Annotated in this window: 11 protein-coding genes; 8 read left to right on the plus strand and 3 right to left on the minus strand. The window is 73.7% G+C overall.

Annotated features, from left to right (window positions below; all coding sequences use genetic code 11):
• The first annotated feature begins 11 nt into the window (after nt 1-11).
• From AC07DW_RS19680 to sbnB, 8 genes are all read left to right on the plus strand, one after another.
• Complete coding sequence (locus AC07DW_RS19680; RefSeq protein ID WP_478858929.1) at nt 12-6,560, plus strand: amino acid adenylation domain-containing protein; 6,549 nt, start codon at nt 12-14, stop codon at nt 6,558-6,560.
• A 187-nt stretch (nt 6,561-6,747) separates the two neighbouring features.
• On the plus strand, nt 6,748-8,298 hold the full coding sequence (locus AC07DW_RS19685) for a lyase family protein (RefSeq protein ID WP_478858930.1): 1,551 nt from the start codon (nt 6,748-6,750) through the stop codon (nt 8,296-8,298).
• A complete protein-coding gene (locus AC07DW_RS19690; RefSeq protein ID WP_478858931.1) occupies nt 8,295-9,215 on the plus strand; it encodes a GHMP family kinase ATP-binding protein in 921 nt (306 codons plus the stop codon). Before AC07DW_RS19685 ends, AC07DW_RS19690 begins: the two co-directional genes overlap by 4 nt.
• A 23-nt stretch (nt 9,216-9,238) precedes the next feature.
• On the plus strand, nt 9,239-11,503 hold the full coding sequence (locus AC07DW_RS19695; RefSeq protein ID WP_478858932.1) for a pyridoxal-phosphate dependent enzyme: 2,265 nt from the start codon (nt 9,239-9,241) through the stop codon (nt 11,501-11,503).
• A gap of 50 nt (nt 11,504-11,553) precedes the next feature.
• Nucleotides 11,554-12,822 (plus strand): hypothetical protein, encoded by a 1,269-nt coding sequence (locus tag AC07DW_RS19700; protein ID WP_478858933.1) that lies wholly within the window; start codon nt 11,554-11,556, stop codon nt 12,820-12,822.
• Nucleotides 12,819-14,129, plus strand: a complete 1,311-nt coding sequence (locus tag AC07DW_RS19705; RefSeq protein WP_478858934.1) for an ATP-grasp domain-containing protein — start codon at nt 12,819-12,821, stop codon at nt 14,127-14,129. The genes AC07DW_RS19700 and AC07DW_RS19705 overlap by 4 nt, the downstream gene beginning before the upstream one ends.
• Nucleotides 14,126-15,493, plus strand: a complete 1,368-nt coding sequence (locus AC07DW_RS19710) for a M20/M25/M40 family metallo-hydrolase (protein ID WP_478858935.1) — start codon at nt 14,126-14,128, stop codon at nt 15,491-15,493. The genes AC07DW_RS19705 and AC07DW_RS19710 overlap by 4 nt, the downstream gene beginning before the upstream one ends.
• 43 nt (nt 15,494-15,536) lie before the next feature.
• Nucleotides 15,537-16,562 carry a 2,3-diaminopropionate biosynthesis protein SbnB gene (gene sbnB, locus AC07DW_RS19715; protein ID WP_478858936.1) on the plus strand — a complete coding sequence of 342 codons (1,026 nt, stop codon included), beginning with the start codon at nt 15,537-15,539 and terminating at the stop codon, nt 16,560-16,562.
• Nucleotides 16,563-16,729: 167 nt separating this feature from the next.
• On the opposite strand, the gene AC07DW_RS19720 is transcribed toward sbnB, so the two are convergent.
• Genes AC07DW_RS19720 through AC07DW_RS19730 form a run of 3 tightly spaced genes read right to left on the minus strand, consistent with a single transcriptional unit; the run spans nt 16,730 to nt 21,869 of the window.
• Nucleotides 16,730-18,613, minus strand: coding sequence for an ABC transporter ATP-binding protein (locus tag AC07DW_RS19720; RefSeq protein WP_478858937.1), 1,884 nt, complete (start codon nt 18,611-18,613; stop codon nt 16,730-16,732).
• Entirely contained in the window at nt 18,610-20,307 is a 1,698-nt protein-coding gene (locus AC07DW_RS19725) for an ABC transporter transmembrane domain-containing protein (protein WP_478858938.1), read from the minus strand. Before AC07DW_RS19725 ends, AC07DW_RS19720 begins: the two co-directional genes overlap by 4 nt.
• Nucleotides 20,304-21,869, minus strand: a complete 1,566-nt coding sequence (locus AC07DW_RS19730; RefSeq protein ID WP_478858939.1) for an AMP-binding protein — start codon at nt 21,867-21,869, stop codon at nt 20,304-20,306. Before AC07DW_RS19730 ends, AC07DW_RS19725 begins: the two co-directional genes overlap by 4 nt.
• Nucleotides 21,870-21,996: the final 127 nt, after the last annotated feature.

A 21,996-nucleotide genomic window follows, 5' to 3' on the forward strand; every position in this document is an offset into this window, starting at 1 on the left:
GGAATCCCGAGATGAGCATCTTCCACCTCCAGCAGGCCCGCGCGGCCCACCCCGCCCAGGCGTCCTTCTGGGACGCACAGCAGAGCGCGTGGAGCGAACCCACCGTGCTCATACGCGACCACGCCCACCACCCGGACGCCGCCACCGGACACGTCACGGTGCCTCTCGACGCCGCCACCGTGGGGCACGTCGACCGCATCGCCGGGGGTGACGCCTTCCTGCGGACCGTCATCGGCACGACCGCCCTCGCGCTGCTCGCCGTCCGCAGCACCGACCTCCCCACGGTCACGCTCTTCGCGCCCGTCGACCAGGGCCAGGACCAGGAGCAGGGCCGGGGCGCCGACCGGGACCGGGCCGTCCCGGTGAGCGTCGGGATCGGCGGCCAGGAGCCCGGCCGCGAGCTGCTCACCACGGTGCGCGCCGCCTGCCTGGACGCCTCGGCCAACCTGGACGTGCCGGTGCGGTACCTGCTCGACCAGCTGGACGCCAGGCCCAGCGACCTGATGTTCTCGCTGGACGGCGGGCTCACCCGGGACGACGCCCGGTCGGCCGGCTGCACGCTGCTCTTCGACCTCCGCCTCGCCGACGGCGCGGAGCCCCGGATCGTCCTCGGGTACGCCGAGGCGCTGTTCGACCCCGCCACCGCGCAGCGGCTCGCCTCCGCCTACGCCCGCATCCTCGGCGGCCTGGTCGCCGACCCGTCCCTCCCGGTCGGCCCGCTGCTGGCCCCGGCGGAGGACGAACTGGCGTCCCTGGTGGCGTTCAACGACACCGCCGCGCCCTTCCCCCAGGAGCGTCTGCTCCACAGCTTCCTCGAGGAGCGCGCCGCGGCCGAGCCGGACCGGGTCGCCGTCGTCGACGGGGGGACCACCTACGGGGAGCTCAACGCGGCGGCCAACCGTCTGGCCCGCACCCTGAGGGAGGCCGGCGTGGGCGCGGGCGACCCGGTCGCCGTGTGCGTCCCGCGCTCCACCGACCTGCTCGTGGCCATCTACGCCGTGCTCAAGGCGGGCGGCGCCTACCTGCCGATCGACCCGACGCTGCCCGCCAACCGCATCGCCTACCTGCTGGAGCACAGCCGAGCGAGCACGGTGGTGGCCACCGGCGCCACCGCGGCCGTCGCCGGGGACCGCCGCGTCCTGCTGCTCGACGACCCGGGCGTCGCCGCGCAGCCCGACGGCGACCTGGAGCCGGTGACCGGTCCCTCGGACGTCGCGTACATCATCTACACCTCGGGATCCACCGGCCGCCCGAAGGGGGTGATGGTCGAGCACCGGGCCATCGTGAACCGCCTGTGGTGGATGCAGGCCGCCTATCCGCTGCACGCCGGCGACGTGATCCTGCACAAGACGCCCTTCACCTTCGACGTGTCGGTGTGGGAGATCTTCTGGTGGTCCCTCGCGGGGGCGTCGGTGGCCACCCTCCCCAACGGCGAGGAGCGCGACCCCGAGAAGATCATCCGCCGCATCGAGGACAGCGGGGCCACCACCCTGCACTTCGTCCCCTCGATGCTGCACGCGTTCCTCGGCTTCGTCGACGCCACGGGTGAGCGGGACAGGCTCTCCACCGTCCGCCGGGTCTTCGCGAGCGGCGAGGCCCTCGCCGTCGACCAGGTGCGGCAGTTCGAGGCCCTCCTGGGCGACAGCCGCGAACTCGTCAACCTCTACGGCCCCACCGAGGCCGCCGTCGACGTCACCCACCAGCCCTGCGCCGGCCTGGACACGAGCCGCTCGGTCCCGATCGGCCGCCCGATCCACAACATCCGGCTGAGCGTACGCACCCGTTCCGGGGAGCTCGCGCCGATCGGTACCCCCGGTGAGCTGTGCATCGCCGGCACGGGCCTGGCACGCGGCTACCTGCACGCCCCCGAGCTGACCGAGGAACGGTTCGTCACGGGAGCGGACGGCGAGCGCCGCTACCGCACGGGCGACCTGGCGCGCTGGCTGCCCGACGGCACCGTGGAGTACCTGGGCCGCCTGGACACCCAGGTGAAGATCCGCGGATACCGCATCGAACTCGGCGAGATCGAGCACGTCGCCCAGCAGAGCCCGGGAGTCCGCCAGAGCGCGGTCGTCGCCCGGCCCACCGAGTCCGGCGACAACGCCCTCGTGGCCTACGTGGTCGCCGGGGACGGCTTCGACCCGGCGCAGCTGCGGGCCGCACTCGAAGCCGAGCTGCCCTCGTACATGGTGCCGCAGCACATCGTCGAAGTTCCCGCCATCCCCACCAGCCACAACGGCAAGCGGGACGTCTCCGGTCTGCCGCTCCCCCTCCAGGACGCCGCTCCGCGCACCGCCCACCGGGCGCCGCGGACCCCGGTCGAGCGCCGGCTCGCCGACATCTGGGCCGGGGTCCTCGGTCTGGACTCCGTCGGAGTGGACGACAACTTCTTCTCCCTCGGCGGGGACTCCATCAAGTTCATCACCGTGCTGGCCCGCTCCCGGGCGGCCGGCCTGGACTTCAGCTTCCAGGACCTCTTCGGCCACCCGACCGTCGCGGAACTGGCCGCCCATGTCGTGGTCGCCGAGGAGGGGGACGTGCCCGGCGACGAGGACGAGCCCTTCGCACTGCTCACGGAGGCGGACCGGGCGGCGCTGCCCCCCGGGATCGCCGACGCCTACCCGATGTCCCAGCTCCAGGTCGGCCTGATCTACGAGGCCCAGCGGGGCGGCACCGAGGGCATGTACCACGACATCCTCAGCTACCGCATCCACAGCGCCGTCGACACCGGCCTGTTCGGGCGGGCCGTCGCGTCGGTGGTGGAGCGGCACGCGCTGCTGCGCACCTCGTTCCACCTCAACGGCTTCAGCGTGCCGCTCCAGCTGGTGCACGAGAGCGCCCCGTCGCCGCTGCGGGTCTTCGACCTGCGGGGCCGCACGGCCGACGAGCAGGAGGAGGACCTGCGCCGGTTCGCCGAGCTGGAGCTGCGCGGCGGCTTCCGCTACGGCAGCACCGACCTCGTACGCGTCCACCTGCACCTGCTGGGCGACGAGGAGTACCAGTACTCGCTGAGCTACCACGACGCCGCGCTGGACGGGTGGAGCGTCAACACCCTGCACCGCGACATCTTCTCGGCCTACTTCGCCCTTCTGGACGGGAACGAGCCGCACGGCGGTTCCCGGCAGGTGATGTCCCACCGGCAGTTCGTGGCGCTGGAGCAGGCGGCCGTGGCCTCGCCCGAGCAGCGCGCGTACTGGCTGGGCGTCATGGAGGGAGCCGAGAGCACCCGGATCACCCCGTACACCGAGCCCGACCCGCAGCGCACCGGCGTGGGCATCCACGACGTGGTCTTCCCCGAGGGGCTGTCCGCCTCCATCGTGGAGACCGCGCGGCGGCTTCGCGTGCCGGTCAAGGCCGTGCTGCTGGCCGCCCACGTCGGCGCCCTGGCCTTCGTGGCCGACACCACGGACGTCATCACCGGCTACGAGCACTCCGGGCGGCCGGAGATCGAGGGCGGGCAGGACATCGCCGGGCTCTTCCTCAACACCCTGCCGTTCCGTGTCCGAGACCTCGGTGAGAGCTGGGAGGACCTGGTGCACGCCGTGTACGGGGCCGAGGTGGACCTGCTGCCGCACCGGCGCTTCCCCATGGCGGAGATCAAGCGCGCCGTGGGAAGCCGCGAGACGCTCTTCGAGACCGTCTTCAACTTCACCCACTTCCACGTCCTGAAGGACCTCACCGCCCGCCACGGCTTCGAGCTGATCCGCTCGATCGTCAACGTGCAGAGCGAGTTCCCCTTCCGCGCCGAGTTCTCCCAGGACGCGGTCAGCGACGAGGTGATGCTGAGCCTGCACTTCCACCACTCCGTCTACGGGATCGACCAGGTGGAGCGGGTCGGCGGCTACTACCTCGCCGCCCTGCGGGCGCTCGTCACCGACCCGGCGGCGAAGCGGACCGGGACCCCGCTCCTCGGCGACGAGGAGCGCGACCTCCTGCGGTCGATGTCCGCGGGACCCGAGCACCCCCTGCCCGACGCGACCTTCCTGGACCTGTTCGCCGAGCAGGTGCGCCGCACCCCCGGGGCGGTCGCCCTGGAGCACGGCGCCGAGCGGCTCGACTACGCCGCCCTGGACCTCGCCTCGGACCGCGTCGCGGCGCAGCTGCTCGCGGCGGGCGTCACGGCCGGGGACGTCGTCACCACGGTGCTGCCCCGGGGTGTCCGCTGGTCGCTGACCATGCTCGCGCTGCTGAAGATCGGCGCGGTCTACCTGCCGCAGGACCGCGGCTTCCCGGTGGAGCGGATCGCGGCCGTGCTGCGGCGCAGCGGTTCCCGATTCCTGGTGGCCGAGGAGGAGGACGCGGAGCTGTGCGGGGCTGCCCTGCGCGAGCGGGTCCCGGACCTCACCGTGGTGACGCTGCGCGACACCGGGGCGGACAGCGGCGCCGACGCGGAGGCGTCCGTCGAGCTGCCGGCCCGGCCGCGGCCGGCCGACACCGCCTACATCATCTTCACCTCGGGGTCGACCGGCGACCCGAAGGGCGCGACGGTCCGTCACTCGGGCATGCTCAACCACCTGTTCTCCAAGGTGGTCGACCTCAAGCTGACGTCCGACGACCGGGTCGCGCAGATCAGCACCCAGTGCTTCGACATCTCCGTCTGGCAGCTGCTGGTCGCCTGGCTGGCCGGCGGGCGCACCGTCATCTACGACCACGACACGGTCGTCGACCTGCCCGCCTTCCTCACGGCGCTGGCCCGGGACGGCATCACCATCCTCGAAACGGTGCCCTCCTACACCGACGCGCTGCTGACCGAGGTCGAGCAGCGCCCGGCACCGCTGCCGGCCCTCCGCTACAACATGATCAATGGCGAGCCGCTGCCCCCGGCCCTGACCCGGCGCTGGTTCGCCACCTACCCCGCCATCCCGGTGATCAACGCGTACGGCCCCACCGAGTGCTCGGACGACGTGACGCACCACTTCATGGACGTCGCCCACGAGGGCGTCAGGGTGCCGATCGGCCGCCCGATCGTCAACACCAGCCTGCACGTGGTCGGGACGGACGGACGGCCGCGTCCGATCGGCAGCTACGGGGAGATCTGCGTCACCGGGGCGGGCGTCGGGCTCGGCTACATCAACGACGAGGAGCGCACCGCCGCGGCGTTCGCCCCCAACTCCCTGGACGACCGCTCCGACATGCTGTACCGCACCGGGGACATCGGCCGCTGGCTGCCGGACGGGCTGCTCGACTGCGCGGGCCGGCGGGACGGCCAGGTCAAGATCCGCGGATACCGCATCGAGCTGTCGGAGGTGGACGGCGCGGTCAACCGGCTGGCCGGGGTGGAGACCGCGGTGACACTGGCCCGTGACGTGACCGGCGAGAAGCGGCTGGTGACGTTCTACACCGGGACGGCGGAGCCCGACCGCAACGAGTTCAAGCGGCAGCTCGCCGAGATCATCCCGGACTACATGCACCCGGAGATCCTCGTCCGCCTCGACGCCTTCCCGCTCAACTCCAACGGCAAGACCGACCGCAAGGTGCTCGCGGCGCACCCCCTGCGAGCCGTCGACGACGCCGAGCGCGAGCAGCCGGCCACCCCGGACGAGGAGTTCGTGCGCGACCTGTTCGCCGCCGTGCTCGACGTGCCGCCCACCGAGATCGGCGTGACCGACAACTTCTTCGAGATCGGCGGCCACTCGATCGCGGCGATGAAGGTCGCGGCCACCTCGCAGGGCCGCATCATGCTGCGGGACCTGCTGGTCAGGCCGACCGCCCGGCTGGTCGCGGCGAGCTTCGCCCAGCGAGACGGCGCCCGGCGCGACCTGCTGGTGGACCTCACCGCGGCGTCCGGGGCACGGGTGGACGAGCCCGACACCCTGCTCGTGTGCATCCCCTTCGCCGGCGGGAGCGCCGTCAGCTACGTCCCGCTCGCGAGGCAGCTCGCGGACGCGGGTGCCGCGGTGCGCGTCATGGGTACGGAACTGCCGGGCCGGACGCTGCGCGACGACCGTCCGATGGTCGCCGTGGACGTCCTGGCGGAGCAGCTGTCCGACGAGGTCGCCCGGGAGGCGGCGGGCCGCCGGGTGGTGGTCCTCGGCCACTGCGCCGGAGCGTCGCTGGCGATCCATGTGGTCCGCGCCCTGGAGCAGCGGGGACTGAGCGTCGGCCGCCTGGTGATCGTGGCGAAGCTGCTCAGGTCCATGGACCCGGCCGACCACGCCGCCAACGAGGTCGTGCACATGAGCGAGCAGGAGATCATGGACTGGATGGCCGACAACACCGGTCTGGACGAGGTGCACCGGCTCTCCGCGGACGAGCGCAAGGACCTCGCGCGGTCGTTCCGCTACGACACCGTCGAGGCCACGCACGGCTTCCACCTGGCGCTGTCCGACACCGCCCGCGCCGCCCTGCGGACGCCCGCCACGGTGGTCCTCGCCACCGACGACGTGCTGATGACCGACCACGGCTCCAGCGTGGGCAACTGGGAGCGGTTCGTGCCGCAGTGCCGCGTGGTGGTCACCGACCACGGCGGTCACTACCTCAACACCACCCGGCCCGAGCTGCTGGCCGAGGCGGTCCGCGAGGACCTCGGCGCTCCGCACACCGCCGGCTCCACCGGCTGAGCACCGGCGGGCGGCGGCCCCACCGGCCGCCGCCCGCCGCCCGCCGCCCGCCGCAGTACCGCTCCACCGGGCCCCGTCCGCCGCACCTCTCCACCGTCCGGCCGGCGGTGCCCGCCCGTCGTCCGCGCCCGCAGTCCCGTCCGTGCCCGCCCGAGCGGAAATCCCCTCCCAGAAACCGGAGTGAGAAATGAGTCCTTCCCCAGACCGGTCGCCGGTCGGAGAGGCCGGCCGCCTCACGGGAAGAATCCGCAGCACCCCCAGCCGCCTCCTGCACGACGAAGTCCTGGAACCCCAGTTCCGCTACGAGGCCGCCCACCTGTTGCCGTGGTACACCGCCGTCGAGAAGGTCTTCGCGATCGAGTACCGGCGGATGGGCCTGATCACCGCGTCTCAGGCGGCGGAGATCGGACGGCTGCTCCACGACGCGGCGCGGGACGGCATCACGGCCGATCCGCAGGCCAACATGTCCGACATCGCCTTCGCCCTGGAGCAGTACGTCGAGCGTGGCCTGAGCGAGCCCGTCACCGCCTGGCACGTCGACCGCAGCCGCAACGACATGCAGTCGACCGCCCAGCTCCTCTTCGGCCGCCAACTGCTTCTCGAAGGCGCCGAGTCGGTCCTGGAGTTCGGGCTGGCCGCGCACCGCCTGGCCGCGCTCACCACGGACCTCCCCATGGTGGGCCAGACGCATCTGCAGGCCGCCCAGACCATCACCCCCGGCTACTACTTCGCGGCAGTCTCCCAGCAGATGGCGCACACCCTGCGCCGGCTGCTGACGACCCACGACGGGATCAACCTCAGCCCGCTCGGGTCCGGCGCCATGACCGGCCAGGACCTCCTCTGGGACCGTGACGCCATGGCCGCGCTCCTCGGCTGCCGCGGCCCCCAGCCGCACGCCCTGACCGGTGTGGCCTCGCGGGCGTGGGTGCTGGAGATCGCCGCCGAGCTGTCGCTCCTGGGGTCCTCCCTGAGCCGGTTCGTCAGCGACGTGATGACCTGGGGCAGCGGTCCCTACGGCTACCTCGCCCTGCCCGACGAACTGTCCGGCATCTCCTCGGCGATGCCGCAGAAGAAGAACTACCCGATCCTGGAACGGATCCGGGGCAAGTCGGCGCACCTGAGCGCCTACTACCTCGACATGCTCCTCGCCCAGCGGGCCACGCCCTTCACCAACATGGTGGAAGTGTCCAAGGAGGCCGGGGCGAACCTGCTGCCGATGTTCACCACCCTGCACACGACCATGAGGCTGTTCACCGCGGTGGTCGAGAACCTGAGCTTCGACGAGGACCGCATGCGGGACGCCGTCGACCGGGAGTTCCTCGGCGGCTTCACCCTCGCCAACCAGCTGACCCTGCGCGAGTCGGTGCCGTGGCGCACGGCCCAGGTCATCGCCGGGCGGTACATCCTCGCCGCCCACGCCGCGGGCCTGCCACCGCAACGGGTCGCGCCCGACCTCCTGCGTACCGCGGCGGCCGAGCACGGCATCACCCTGGCGGACCCCGAGACCCCGCTCGCCACCGCCTTCCGGGGCGCCGGCGAACTGTACGAGAAGCGGAGCGCCGGCTCGGCCCACCCCGACCGGGTACGCGAACTGCTCGACGAGCAGGGCGCCGAGTACCGGGACCTGCGCGCCGAGTGGTCCGCACGCCGGGAGGGCGCCGAAGCCGGCCTGGGCCGGATCGACGCGCTGCTCGGCCTGGACGGCGGGGCGGGCGGCGGGCGGGGGGCCACCGTATGAGACCCGCCGACGGCGTGGGGGTGATCGCCCCGCAGGCCGGTCCCTCGACGACCGGCACCGGCAGCGCGCCGGGAACCTTCGGCGAGCTGCTCCAGGGGGCCATCGCCCACGAGCCGCTCGACTTCCTGGTCACGCTGCCGATCGACCGCGGCGCCACGGCGGTCTTCACCGCGGACCGCGACCGCGGCGACGTCTCGGTCTTCCCGCCGCACAAGCACCGGGCCCGGCACCTCGCCGAACTGATGCTGTGCGAGTACGGGTTCACCGGCGGCGGGCACCTGCGCCTGTGCGGGGAACTCCCCGAGGGCAAGGGCCTGGCCAGTTCCTCCGCCGACCTCACCGCCACCGCCCGCGCGGTGGCCCACGCGCTGGGCCTGCACGCCGGGCCCGAGACGGTCGAGCACTTCCTGCGGCGGATCGAACCGACCGACGGCGTGATGTACCCCGGGATCGTCTCCTACTACCACCGCGAAGTGCGGCTGAGGGAACGCATCGGCACCCTGCCGCCGCTCACCATCGTCGGGGTGGAGGAGGGAGGCGTGGTCGACACCATCGAGTTCAACCGGCGGCCCAAGGACTTCTCCCGGGCCGAGCGCCTCGAGTACGAGGAACTCCTCGCCCGCGTCACCCACGCCGTGCGCGATGGTGACCTGGCGGAGGTGGGTGAGGTGGCGACCCGCAGTGCGGTGATGAACGAGCGGCTCCGGCCCAAGAGGCTGCTGGAGCAAATGATCGGCATCTCCCGCGACATCGACGCGCTCGGCGTCGCGGTCGCGCACAGCGGCACCGCGCTGGGCGTGCTGATCGCGCGGTCCGACCCCGAGTACACGCGCAAGACGTCCGAGGCCCGTGACCGTGCCACCCGGCTGGCCGGCGCCGCCACGCTGTACCACTCCTGCCGTCAGCCCGCCTCCTGACCCTCCCCACACCGGATGTGAACATGCCCTACCAGAGCATCGTCGACGCGATCGGCCACACCCCGCTGGTCAGACTCGTGATGGACCCCGGCCTCCCCGACTCGGTCGAGGTCTACGCCAAACTGGAGTTGCAGAACCTGTACGGGATGAAGGACCGGGTCGCCCGGCACGCCATCCTCGAGGCCCGCAGGACCGGCGAACTCGCCGAGGGCGCTCCCATCATCGAGAGCTCGTCGGGCACGATGGCCCTGGGGGTCGCCCTGGTCGGCGCGCGCCTGGGCCACCCCGTGCACATCGTCACCGACCCCCGCATCGACCCCACCACGCACGCCAAGCTGCGGGCGCTGGGGTGCCGGGTGCACGTGGTCGAGGCCATGACCGGTGCGGGCTGGCAGAGCGCGCGGCTGGAACGGCTCGAGGAGCTCATCCGCGAGCTGCCGGGCGCCTTCTGGCCCCGCCAGTACAGCAACCCGGACAACCCGGGCGCCTACCGTTTCCTGGCCGACGAGATCCTCGCCGACCTGGGCTCCGTGGACGTCCTCGTCGGGGCGGTCGGCAGCGGGGGGTCGCTGTCCGGGTCGGCGCGCGCCCTGCGCCGGTCCCTGCCCGGCCTGCGCGTGGTCGCCGTCGACTGCGTGGGCAGCGTGGTCTTCGGACAGCCCGACAACCCCGGCCGGCTCCAGGGCGGTCTGGGCAACAGCCTGGTCCCGGCGAACCTGGACCGTGGTCTCGTCGACGAGATCCACTGGCTCAACGACCGCGAGGCGTTCGAGGCCACCCGCGCCCTCGCCCGCGAACAGCAGATATTCGCCGGGAACACCTCCGGCTCGGTCTACCGGGTCCTGCACGACGTGGCCCGCCGGGCGGCCCCCGGCACCCGTATCGTCGGCATCTTCCCCGACCGGGGCGACCGGTACGCCGACAACGTCTACAGCGACGCGTACTGGGCGGAACGCTCCCTGGCCGCGCTGCCCGTGGCGGCCGTACCGGCCGAGGTCTCCCCCGGTACGGAGGTGGTCACCTGGTCCTACGCCGCCCAGCGGCCCACCGCGCCGGGGCCGCGCACCCTCCTGTTCGTGGAGGCCAACACCTCCGGCACCGGCGTCCTCGCGCTCGAACTGGCCCGGCGGCTGGACCTGGAGCCGGTCCTGCTGACCGACTCGCCCGAACGGTACGCGGGCGCGCCGGAGACCGGGTGCGAGATCGTGGTGTGCGACACGTCGACGGAGCGCGGGCTCCGGGAGGCGATCGGCGGGCGCTTCCCGCGCGACCGGATCGCCGGCATCACCACGACCAGTGACTTCTACGTCCCGGTGGTGTCCCGCCTGGCCGAGTGGCTGGGCCTGCCCGGCAACCCGCCGCGGGCCACGGCCGCCGCCCGCAACAAGGCGGCGACCCGCGGGCTGCTGGAAGCCGCGGGCGTGGGGCAGCCCAGGTACGCCGCCGTCCGCTCCGCCGAGCGGGTCCCGGAGGCGGTCGACCGGGTCGGCCTGCCCTGCGTGGTCAAGCCCGCCGACGACTCCGGCTCCAACGACGTGCTGCTGTGCCGGTCCCGCGCGGAGGTGCTGGCGCACGTGGAGCGCGTGCTGGCCGTCGAGGTCAACGTCCGGGGCCTGCCGACCGCGCGTACCGCCCTGCTGGAGGAGTACGTCGAGGGTCCCGAGTACAGCGTGGAGATGTTCAGCACCGGCGGGGTGCCGGTGTGCGTGGGCATCACCGCCAAGACGGTTTCGCAGGGCCCCCACTTCGTCGAGCGGCAGCACGTCTTCCCCGCCCCGCTCGCCGAGGAGGACGCGACCGCGCTGCGCGCGACCACCGCGGCCGCCCTCGCCGCGCTGGGCATCGAGACCGGCCCCACGCACACCGAGGTACGGCTGTCGGCGCGCGGACCGCTCGTCGTGGAGGTCAACCCCCGTCTGGCCGGCGGGATGATCCCCGAGCTGATCCGGCTCGCGACCGGCGTGGAGCTGCTGGAGCAGCAACTGCGCGCGGCGTGCGGGCTCGCTCCGGAGCTGGACGCCGTACGGGACGCCGCCGCAGGCATCCGGTTCCTGGCCGCCGACACGGAGGGGGTCCTCGCCTCGGTCGACGGCGTCGACGAAGCCCGGCGGGTGCCCGGCGTCGAGCAGCTCCGGGTCACCGCGGCGGCGGGCCGCGCGGTGCGGGCGCCGCGGAACGCCTACGACCGGCTCGGGCACGTGATCGCCGCGGGCGACACGCAGGACAGCGTGGTCAAGAGCCTGGACGAGGCCGGACGGCTGCTGGCCGTGCGGGTGTCCGGGTCATGACCGCCGGAAGCGGACACGGACCCGAGACCCATCGATTCCCGAGGAGATCCGTGGCCCAGGAAACGCCCACCCCCGTCGGCATATCGGCCTCCATGGAGCAGTTGAGACGGGAGTACGCCGAACGGTTCCCGGGCTGGACCCAGCAGCTGATCACGATCTTCTCCGGCAAGGCCGCGCCCGGGCAGAAGGCTCCGGCGTGGATCACCCCGCCGCTGGTCAACTGGTTCCTGACGCTCCTCCAGCTGGTGGCCGCCGTGGTGGGCAGTGTGTACGCCGTGCGGCTCCTGGGCTGGTACGCGGCCGCCGTCCTGCCGGTCACCTGGCTGGTGACGGTCAACGCGGTCCGCAAGCTCCAGGTGACGTGGAGCCACCACGCCGTCCACAAGGAGGTGTCGGGGAACAAGCGGATCGACAAGGTGGTCCAGGTGGTCTCCAGCGCCATCAGCCTCACCTCGAACTACGAGGACATCTTCGAGGACCACATCCGCAACCACCACAACCGCAAGGTCTTCACCACGATCAAGGACCCGGACTCGGGGTTCCTGATGTACCTCGGCTTCCGGCCCGGCACGCCCATGGCCGAGCTGCGCCGGACGCTGTACCGCACGCCGTTCTCACCCCGGCTGCACCTGCCCTTCGTCACCTTCCGGATCCGTACCAACTTCCTCACCGCGACCTGGACCAGACGCGTCGCCTCGACCGTCTGGGTGGCGTTCCTGGTGCTGCTGGGCGTGCTGATGGACGGCGTGGAGTTCTCGGTCGCCTTCCTCGTGCCCTGGCTGGTCCTGTTCCACTGGGCGGCCCTGTTCCAGACGATCTCCGAGCACCCGTGGATGGCGTTCGACGGGGCCCCGGCCGGCCGCGCCGACTACGTCGCGCGCTGCTGGGCCCGGTTCTGTCTGGAGCCGCTGCCCGCGCGCGGGCTCCCGGCCGCCCGGAGCGCGCTGGGCTGGGCCCGGTGGCTGGCCAGGATGCTGTTCGTCCAGACTCCCGCCCGGTTCGGGGTCCTGGTCTCGGACCTGCCGGCGCACGACCTGCACCATGTCGTCCCGGCCGACCACGCCTGGCACTTCGCGTTCTGGCACCGGCAGGCGCACATCGACGCGGCGCACGAGAGCCGTATGGACCAGCGCGAACTCACCATCGGCGAGGCGGTGGAGTACGTTCTGGGTGGTATCAGTCTCTCGCCGCTGGCAGCCTCCTCCCCCGCCGCTCGGGGGCCGGCGGCGCAGGACGCCGCGGCGAAGGGCTCCTCCGCGAAAGACTCACCCCCTCGGGGCACTTCCGTCCGGGACGTTCCCGCGCGGGAGGCCGGATGAGCCTCCGGCAGCTCACCTTCCTCATGCGTCACCAGCACAAGGAGACACCCATGCCCCACACCTCACCGGCCGCACCCCGGCGGCTGCTGGTGATCGAGCCCATGTCCTCGGGGCTGACCCTGCTCGGCGCGGCCCGCGACCTCGGTCTGGAGACCGTGGTCTTCTCCCACGACGCCGCCGACCGCGTGGTGCCCGCCGCGGCCCGGGACGAGATCGACACCTTCGTGGTCGTGGACACCAACGACCCGGACGCGCTGGCCGAGGCCGCCGTCGCGGTGCACGCGCGGACCCCGCTGGACGGAGTGGTGTCGGGCTCCGAGTTCTACGTGGACGCCGCCGCCCGGCTGGCCCACCTGCTGGGCCTGCCCGGTCAGCCCGTCGAGACTGCCGAGGCCGTCCGGGACAAGACCCTGATGCGCGCGGTGCTGGCCAAGGCGGGTATCCGCGTGCCCCGGTACGCCGAGGTGCTCACCGCCGACGACCTCGACGCCGCGGCCCGCACCGTCGGCTTCCCCTGCGTCCTGAAGCCCGCGGCCGGATCCGGGTCCATCCAGGTCAGCCGGGTCGAGGACCGCGCCGGGCTGGAGTTGGCCTACCGCACCCTGGCCGACCACGCCGACTTCGTCTTCGACCAGCCGGAGGACGGCCGCGCCCTGGTGGAGCAGTACCTCGTGGGCCCGGAGTTCTCCGTCGAGGGGTACGTGCACCGGGGCCGGGTGACCATCGTCTCCGTCACCCGCAAACTGCTGGGCGCCGAACCCTACTTCGTGGAGCTGGGCCACGTGGTGCGGGCCGACCTCGCCCCGGAGGTCCGGGAGGCGATCGAGGAGTACACCTCGGCCGTCGTCACGTGCCTGGGCGTCGCCCTGGGACCCTTCCACGCGGAGCTCCGCCTCACCGACGAGGGGCCCGTCCTGATCGAGGTGGGTGCCCGCCTCGCCGGCGACCGCATCGCCGAGCTGATCCACCTCGCCACGGGCGTCTCGCTGCGCCACGTCATGGTCGCCTCGCACGTCGGCCTGGACCCCGAGGCGGCCTGGCCCCGGGCGCTGCCCGTCGCGCCGTACGCCGCGGTGCACTTCTTCACCGCCCCCGGCCTCACCGCGCTCGGCCGGGTCGAGGGGGTGGACGCGCTCGCGCGCCACCCCCGGGTGACCGAGGTGCGCATGTACCTCGGGCCGGGAGATCCCGTACCGGAGGCCCGCGACCTGCGCTGCCGACTGGGGCACGTCGTCTTCACCGCCGACTCGGCGGAGCAGGAGGCCGAACTGCGCGCCCTGGCGGCCTCGGCCGTCCACTTCTCATGAGCCCGCGGGCCCTGGCCGACGCCGTGCGCGCCCTGATGCCCCGGGCCCGCCGGGAGCTGGCCGAACTCGTCGCGTTCCGCTCGGTGGCCGACGCCTCGCTCTTCCCGGCGAGCGAGTGCGAGGCCGCCGCCCGGTGGATCGCGGAGGCGCTGTCCGCCCTGGACTTCACCGGTGTCTCCCTGCTGGAGACCCCGGACGGCAGCAAGGCCGTGTGGGGCGAACTCCCCGCACCGGCCGGGTCGCCGACCGTGCTGCTGTACGCGCACTACGACGTGCAGCCGCCGCTCGACGAGGCCGCCTGGGCGACGGACCCGTTCCACCTCACCGAGGTCGGGGAACGCTGGTACGGGCGCGGCGCCGCCGACTGCAAGGGCAACGTCCTCATGCACCTCACGGCGCTGCGGGCGCTGGTGGACAGCCACGGGGGCATGCCGCCGGTGCGTGTGAAGTTCATCGCCGAGGGATCCGAGGAGCAGGGCACCGGGGGCCTCGAACGCTACGCCGAGCAGCATCCCGAACTGCTGGCGGCGGACGCCGTGGTGATCGCCGACACCGGCAACACGGCCGTCGGCACACCGACCCTCACCACGTCGCTGCGCGGCATGGTCACGGTCGAGGTGCGCACCCGCACCCTCGCCGCGAACGTCCACTCGGGCAGCTTCGGAGGTGCGGCCCCGGACGCGCTCGTCGCGCTGGTCCGGGTGCTGGACAGCCTGTACGACAAGGACGGCGGCACCGTCGTCGACGGGCTGGACGCGCGCCGGGCCTGGGCCGGAGCCCCCTATCCGGCCGACCGGTTCCGGGAGGACGCCGAGGTGCTTCCGGCGGTGCCGCTCACCGGCGGCGGCGAGCCGGCCGACCTGGTGTGGGCGCGGCCCGCCGCGACCGTCCTGGGCATCGACTGCCCCGGTGTGGCCGGCGCCACCTCCACCGTCCAGGCACAGGCCCGGGCCCTGGTGAGCCTGCGGGTGCCGCCCGGCACACCGGCGGCCGACGCCCAGGAGGCCCTGGCCCGCCACCTGGAGACGGCCGACGCCTGCGGCGCGGAGGTCACCGTCGACCGGCTCGGCGTGTGGGAGCCGTTCGAGGCGGCCACCGGCGGGCCGGCCCACCGCGTCATGCGCGCCGCCATGAAGGACGTCTTCGGAACGGAACCCGCGCACACCGGCCAGGGCGGGTCGATTCCCGTCTGCGTCACCCTCGCGGCCCTCCATCCGGAGGCCGAGTTCCTCCTGCTCGGCGTGCAGGACCCCGCCTCACGCATCCACTCCGTCGACGAGAGCGTCGACCCCGCTCTGCTGGCCCGCATGGCCACCGCCGAAGCGCTGTTCCTGCGGCGCCTCGCGGAACGGCACGCGGGCTGACCGACCACCACCGACCCACCCATCACCACGTTCTGGAGTTTCCATGTCCTCAGCACCCCGGTTCTCCGTCATCGGCGGAGCCACGGTGAGCGAGATCCTCGACGGCGACCCGCAGGCGGTCGTCGACGTCGTACGCCGCGCCTACCTGACCCACGGCGAGCAGCAGACCGTCAACCCGCCCAGCTACTTCCTGCGCTTCCCCGACCGCCCCGACTCCCGGATCATCGCCCTGCCGGCGGCGCTGGGCGGGGAGTTCGGGGTCGACGGGATCAAGTGGATCTCCAGCTTCCCGGCGAACATCGCCAGCGGCCTGCCCCGCGCCTCCGCCGTGCTGATCCTCAACGACCACGAGACCGGCTACCCCTTCGCGTGCCTCGAGAGCTCCATCATCAGCGCCACCCGGACCGCCGCCTCGGCCGCGTTGGCCGCCGCGCAGTTGCACACCGGCCGCGAGAGGCCCCGCAGCGTGTCCTTCGTGGGCACCGGCCTGATCGCCCGGTACATCGAGAAGTACCTGACCGCGACGGGATGGGAGTTCGACACGATCACCATCCACGACACCAGCGCCGAGTACGCCGAGTCCTTCCGCGGCTACCTGACCGACCTGGGCCGTCCCGGGAAGATCACGGTGGCGCCGGGCGCCGAGGAGGCCGTCCGCGCCTCCGACCTGATCGTCTTCGCGACCACGGCGGGCACCCCGCACGTGCACGACCTCGACTGGTTCGGTCACAACCCGACGGTCCTGCACGTCTCGCTGCGCGACCTGTCGCCGGAGATCATCCTCAACTCCACCAACGTCGTGGACGACGTGGAGCACTGCCTGAAGGCCGACACCTCCCCGCACCTGGCCGAACAGCTCTGCGGCCATCGTGACTTCATCGACGGCACGCTGTACGACGTGATGAACGGCAAGGTACAGCCGTCCCCCGACCGGCCGGTGATCTTCTCCCCGTTCGGTCTGGGAGTGCTCGACCTCGCCGTCGGCGCCACGGTCTACCGCGAGGCGCTGCGGCGCGGACTGGCCACCCCGATCGACAACTTCTTCCACGACCTCAGCCGTTACGCGTGACGGCGGCGGCCGGACGGCATCCCGTCCGGCCGTCGCGGTCCGTGTGACACGGCGCCGGGGCGGTCACCGGGCGCCCCACGGTCGAGGGCGGCACCCCCGGCCCACGGGGGTGCCGCCCTCCGGCGCTTCCGGGCGCGCCCGCCGTCACGCCCGCGGCGGGTCCGCCGTCATGCTTTCGGGGCGCCGTTCCCGCGCTCGCCCCGTGCCGCCGGTCCCGGGTGCCGGGCCGCCCGCCAGGACCGCCACAGGGCGGCGTACGCGCCGTTCGCCGCGAGGAGGTCCTCGTGGCCGCCGAGCTCGACGATCCGGCCCCGGTCCATGACGGCGATCCGGTCGGCGTCCCGCACCGAGTCGAGGCGGTGCACGATGGAGACCACCGTCCGGCCCTCGATCAGCGCCGCGAGCGACCGCTCGACCCGCCGCGAGGCGGTGGAGTCGAGCAGCGCCGTGGCCTCGTCCAGGACCAGCGCGTGCGGGTCGGACAGCAGCAGTCGGGCCAGGGCCAGCTGCTGGGCCTCCGAGGGGGACACCGGAGCGGCGCCCGGGCCGATCTCGCTGTCCAGGCCGTCGGGGAGCGCGCGCGCCCAGTCCGTCAGCAGGACGGTGTCCAGCGCCTCCCACAGACGCTCGTCCGGCGGAGCCTCGTCGCGGGCCAGCGTGAGGTTGTCCTTCACGGTGCCGGTGAACACGTGCTGCTCCTGCGTCACCAGGACGATCTCGCGCCGCAGTTGACCCACCGGCAGGGTGCCGATCGCGGCGCCGCCGATGCGCACGGTCCCCCGGGTCGGATGGTGCACGCCCGCCAGCAGCTTGCCGAGGGTGGACTTGCCCGCGCCGGAGGCGCCGACCACGACCAGGCGCTCGCCGGGGGCGATGTCGAGGTCGATGCCGGACAGCACCTCCCGGCCGGGGCCGTAGCCGAAGCCGACGCCCTCCAGCCGGATGGCGTGGCCCTCGGTGACCGCGGGCGGCCGCGGCTCCTCGTGCGGCAGCCGGTCCACACCCAGGATCCGGCGCAGCGCCGCGTTGCCGATCTGGAGTTCGTCGGTCCAGGTCAGCAGGTCGTTGAGGGGTTCTCCGAGCGCCTGCACGTACAGCACCACGGCGGTCAGCTCGCCCAGCCCCACCGCCCCGCGCTGGTAGGCGAGGCCGCCGATCAGCAGGGTCAGCGCCATCGGCACCATGGTGGCGAGGTCCAGGCTGGGGAACCAGATCGTCTGGAGCCACGTCGTGCGCTGCCGGGTGCGGACGACCTGGTCCACGGCCGCGCCGTGGCGCCGCACCTGACGGGGGCCGAGCCCGAGGGCCTCGACGGTGGCGGCGCCCCGGGCCGTCTCGTGCGTGACGGCGAGGACGTCGGCCTCCTGGGCGAGCAGCCGTTCGTACGCGCGCGTGGCGCGCGGCCGGTACCACCAGGTCGACAGGACGGCGAACGGTACGCCGGCCAGCAGCCCGAGCGCGAGGAGCGGCGATGTCAGCAGGATCGCCGCGAAGGTGAACACCAGGGTGACGGCGGCCAGCGCGATACGGGGGACGGCCTGCCGGATGCTCTCGTTGAGCCGGTCGGCGTCGGTGGTGGCCCGGCTGAGGAGGTCGCCGGTGCCGACGCTCTCCACCTCCGACAGCGGCAGCCCGAGGACCCGGCGGACGAAGTTCTCGCGGGTACGGGCCAGGACCCGCTCGCCGAGCAGGGTGGCCTGGGTGCGGGCGGCCCGGGCGAGCAGGGCGTGGCCGAGGAGGATCGCGACGAAGGCCAGGGCGAGCCGGTCCACCCGGCCGGTGGTGGTGCCGGCCTTGACGGACTCGACCAGGTGGCCGAGGAGCCGGGGGCCGACGAGGCCCGCCACCAGGGCGGCGGCGAACAGGGTGAAGGCGAGGATCAGCCGGGGCGCCTCGGCCCGGAGGAAGGCGCCGGTCCAGGCGCGGACGTCGGCCCGGTCGGCGAGGGGCAGCCGCCCGGGCCGGCCGGGGGCACCGTCGGGTGCCGGGGCGGCCGGCGGGGCCGGGGGTGCCCCGGCGGTGGTGGAGGCCTGGGTGGGGGTCGTCGTCATGAGGGCACTCCCGCGGAGCGGTGGAGGCTGCCGGGGGCGCGGTCCCGGCCGGGGCGGACCTCCCGGTCGGCGACGCCGCGCCACAGGGGGCTGTCGCTGAACACGACGGTGGTCCGCCCGGCACGCAGCGCGGCCACCCGTTCGACGATCCGGGCCTCGGTGTGGGCGTCCACGGAGGAGGTCGGGTCCTCCAGTACCAGGACGTCGGGGGCCGCGAGCAGGGCCCGCGCGAGGACGAGCCGCTGGCGCTGACCGCCCGACAGGGCCCGGCCGCCCTCGTCCACGTGGGTGTCGAGGCCGGCGGGCAGGGTTTCGACCACGTCGGCGGCGTCGGCGGCGAACAGGGCGCGGTCCAGCTCCTGGGGGGAGCGGGCGGCCCGCGCGGCCAGTTCCTCCCGCAGCGTCCCGCTGAACAGGGTGTCGGCCGGCCCGGACCGCAGTACCCGGGAGCGCAGTTCGGCCAGGTCGACCCGGTCCAGCGGGACGCCGCCGAGCAGGACGGCCGGGGTGCCGTCGCGGGGCCCGCCGGGGCGGGTCAGCCGGTCGGCGAGGTCCCCGGCGCGGTCGGCGGGGGCGACGACCACGGTGAGCCGTCCGGCGTCGGCGGTGACGCCGGTGTGCGGGTCCGCCAGACACAGCGGTCCGCCCGGCAGCGGTACCGGGTGCACGGGCTGGGTGTCGTCCGGGGTGAGGCGCAGCAGGGCGCAGACCCGGCCGGCGGCGACCTTGGCCAGGCTCAGCGTCTCCGCGGCCTCGGTCGCGGTGCTCACGGGCAGGGTCAGGAAGGCGGACGCGCCGTAGAACGCGACCAGTTCACCGGCGGTGATGGTGCCCTGGAGGGCGAGGCGCGCGCCGAGCCACACGATGCCGACGGTGACGAGACCGGGCAGGAGGACGCCCGCCGCCTGGAGCCACGCCTCCATCCGGCCGGCGGACTCGCCCGCGCGCCGGACGTCCTGGCTGGTGCGGCGGAAGCGTTCGGCGAAGCCGGCCTCGCCGCCGATGCCGCGCAGGATGCGCAGACCGGCGACGATGTCGCCCGCCTGGGAGGTGGCGATGCCCATGTGCTCGCGCTGGGCCTCGTCGCGTTCCTGCAACGGCCGCAGCAGCGGCCCGATCCCGAGGACGGCGGCCGGTACGCCGATGAGCACGGCGAGGCCGAGGACGGGCGAGGTGGCGGTGAGGGCCACGGCCACGAGTACGGCGGCGACCACCGCGCCGACGGTGCGGCCGACGACCTCGAAGGCGTTGCCGATGCTCTCGACGTCGGCGGCGGCCGAGGCGGCCACGTCACCGGAGCGGGCCTTGTCGCGCAGGGTGGCGCCGAGCCGGACCACGTGCCGCATCAGGACGCGGTGGGTGTACGAGAGGGCGTGCGCCTCGGCGCCCACGGCGGCCTGGATCAGGCCGGCGCCGGCGAGTGCCTGGAGGACGCCGAGGCCGAGCGCGAGCAGCGACCAGAGGTAGAGTCCTGCCTGGTCGCCGCCGGGCCGGCCGGCCTCGTCGATGGCCCGTCCGATGAGGAGCGGGACCAGGGCGAGCGGGACCATCCAGAGGGTGCCGAGCACGGCGCCGAGGACCGGCGGCCAGGGCCGCACCCGTACCAGCCACCACAGGTAGCGCCACGGCCCCCGGACGTCCGCCTCGGGCAGGGCGGCGGGGGCCACCGAGCGGTCGAAGAGCCGGTTGGTCACAGGTACCGGTCCCGGGTGGCCGTGCGGTCGACCTTGCCCGTGCGGGTGTGCACCAGCTCGGGGACGGCGACGATCCGGTCGGGGACGAGGTGGGCCGGCAGCGTGGCACGCAACCGCGCCCGCAGCTCGCCCGGCCCGGGGGCGGGGCCGCCGTCGAAGGCGGGGTCGGCGTCCGGCACGGAGCCGCCCTCCGGGGCGGCGACCACGAAGGCGACCAGGGCGGTGTGCTCGCCCTTGGCGTGGGGGGCGGCGGCGACCGCGGTGACGCCCGGGAGCCGGCCGATGGCCTCCTCGACGTCCAGCAGGTCCACCCTGTACCCGCGGATCTTGACCTGGTGGTCGACGCGGCCGTGGAAGACGAGGGTGCCGTCGGCGGCCTCGTGGACGAGATCACCGGTGCGGTACCAGCGGGTGGCGCCGCCGCCGAGGTCCGCCTCGATGAAGCGGGCGGCGGTGCGGCCGGGGTCGTCGAGGTATCCGGTGGCGAGCTGGGGGCCGGCCACGAGCAGTTCGCCGGGACCGTCGGGCGCCTCGGGGCGGGGTACGACGGCCTGCCGTACGGACGGCAGCGGGCGGCCGATCGGGACGCCCTCGGGGAACGGGCCGCCGGGGCCCGGGGGTTCGGTGCCGTCGGCCCCGGTGCCCGGGCCGGCGAGGACGGCGCTGTGGGTGACCAGCGCGGTCTCGGTGGACCCGTACGTGTTGAGCAGCCGGACGTCGTCGGCGCCGAGCCGGTGCCAGCGCTCCAGCATGTCCGCGCGGACCGCCTCTCCGCCGATGACGACGGTGTCCAGGCCGCCGGGGAGCTTCCGGCCGGTCTCCAGCAGGTGGGCGGTATAGAGGTGCCAGTAGTCGACGGGCAGGTTGACCAGGGTGACCTCGTGCTCGGTCAACACCCGGTCGAGATCCGCCTCGGCGTCCCCGTCGAGGACGACCAGCCCGCCCGCCAGCAGCGGCGGCAGGATCTCCTCCAGGCTGGTGTCGCCGTCCGCGCGGGTGAAGTTCAGCGACACGGTGTCGGGGCCGACCCCGTACAGCTCGCGCAGCGGGGGCAGTACGGCGTGCAGCGCGCCGTGCGGCACCGCCACGGCCTTGGGGGTGCCGGTGGAGCCCGAGGTGAACAGCACGTAGGCGGGGTCGTCGGCGCGGACGGGCCGGCCGCCGTCCCGGACCGGGGCGCGGGAGGGGCCCCAGTGGGGACGCAGGACACGGTCGACGGCGGGCAGCCGGCCGGTCTCGGCGGTGACGATCAGCTCCCGGCAGCCCAGGGCGCGCAGCGCCTCGCCCGCGCGGTCGCCGGCCTCGCCGGGCACCACCACATAGCCGCGGCCGGCCGCGAGGGTGCCGAGGATCGCGGCGATGTCACGGACGCTGTGGTGGGCGACGACGGCCACGGGCGGGTGCGGCCCCGGTGCGCGGGTGGTGACCAGGTCGGCCACCACCCCTGCCCAGGCGGCCAGTTGGCCGTATCCGACGGTCATTCCGTTGTCGATGACCGCCGGCCGCTCGGGGTGCGAGCGGGCGACGGCGAAGAAGGGGTCGAGCACGCTGGGCAGGGTCATGGCAGGGCGTCTTCTCTTGTCCGTCCGTGAGGTGTCTAGTGTCCTGCGCCGGGAATTCGTTGAATTAGTAAGCTGTCTCCATGGCGAAGATGGGGCGGCCGATGGCCGAGCTGGTGTTGTCGGAGGA

The organism is Streptomyces sp. NPDC045701, from assembly GCF_056432045.1.

Bases quoted from the DNA above. Each gene is read 5' to 3' on its own strand.
- AC07DW_RS19680 (WP_478858929.1), top strand. From the start codon at position 12: ATGAGCATCTTCCACCTCCAGCAGGCCCGCGCGGCCCACCCCGCCCAG.
- AC07DW_RS19685 (WP_478858930.1), top strand. From the start codon at position 6,748: ATGAGTCCTTCCCCAGACCGGTCGCCGGTCGGAGAGGCCGGCCGCCTC.
- AC07DW_RS19690 (WP_478858931.1), top strand. From the start codon at position 8,295: ATGAGACCCGCCGACGGCGTGGGGGTGATCGCCCCGCAGGCCGGTCCC.
- AC07DW_RS19695 (WP_478858932.1), top strand. From the start codon at position 9,239: ATGCCCTACCAGAGCATCGTCGACGCGATCGGCCACACCCCGCTGGTC.
- AC07DW_RS19705 (WP_478858934.1), top strand. From the start codon at position 12,819: ATGAGCCTCCGGCAGCTCACCTTCCTCATGCGTCACCAGCACAAGGAG.
- AC07DW_RS19710 (WP_478858935.1), top strand. From the start codon at position 14,126: ATGAGCCCGCGGGCCCTGGCCGACGCCGTGCGCGCCCTGATGCCCCGG.
- sbnB (WP_478858936.1), top strand. From the start codon at position 15,537: ATGTCCTCAGCACCCCGGTTCTCCGTCATCGGCGGAGCCACGGTGAGC.
- AC07DW_RS19720 (WP_478858937.1), bottom strand. From the start codon at position 18,613: ATGACGACGACCCCCACCCAGGCCTCCACCACCGCCGGGGCACCCCCG.
- AC07DW_RS19730 (WP_478858939.1), bottom strand. From the start codon at position 21,869: ATGACCCTGCCCAGCGTGCTCGACCCCTTCTTCGCCGTCGCCCGCTCG.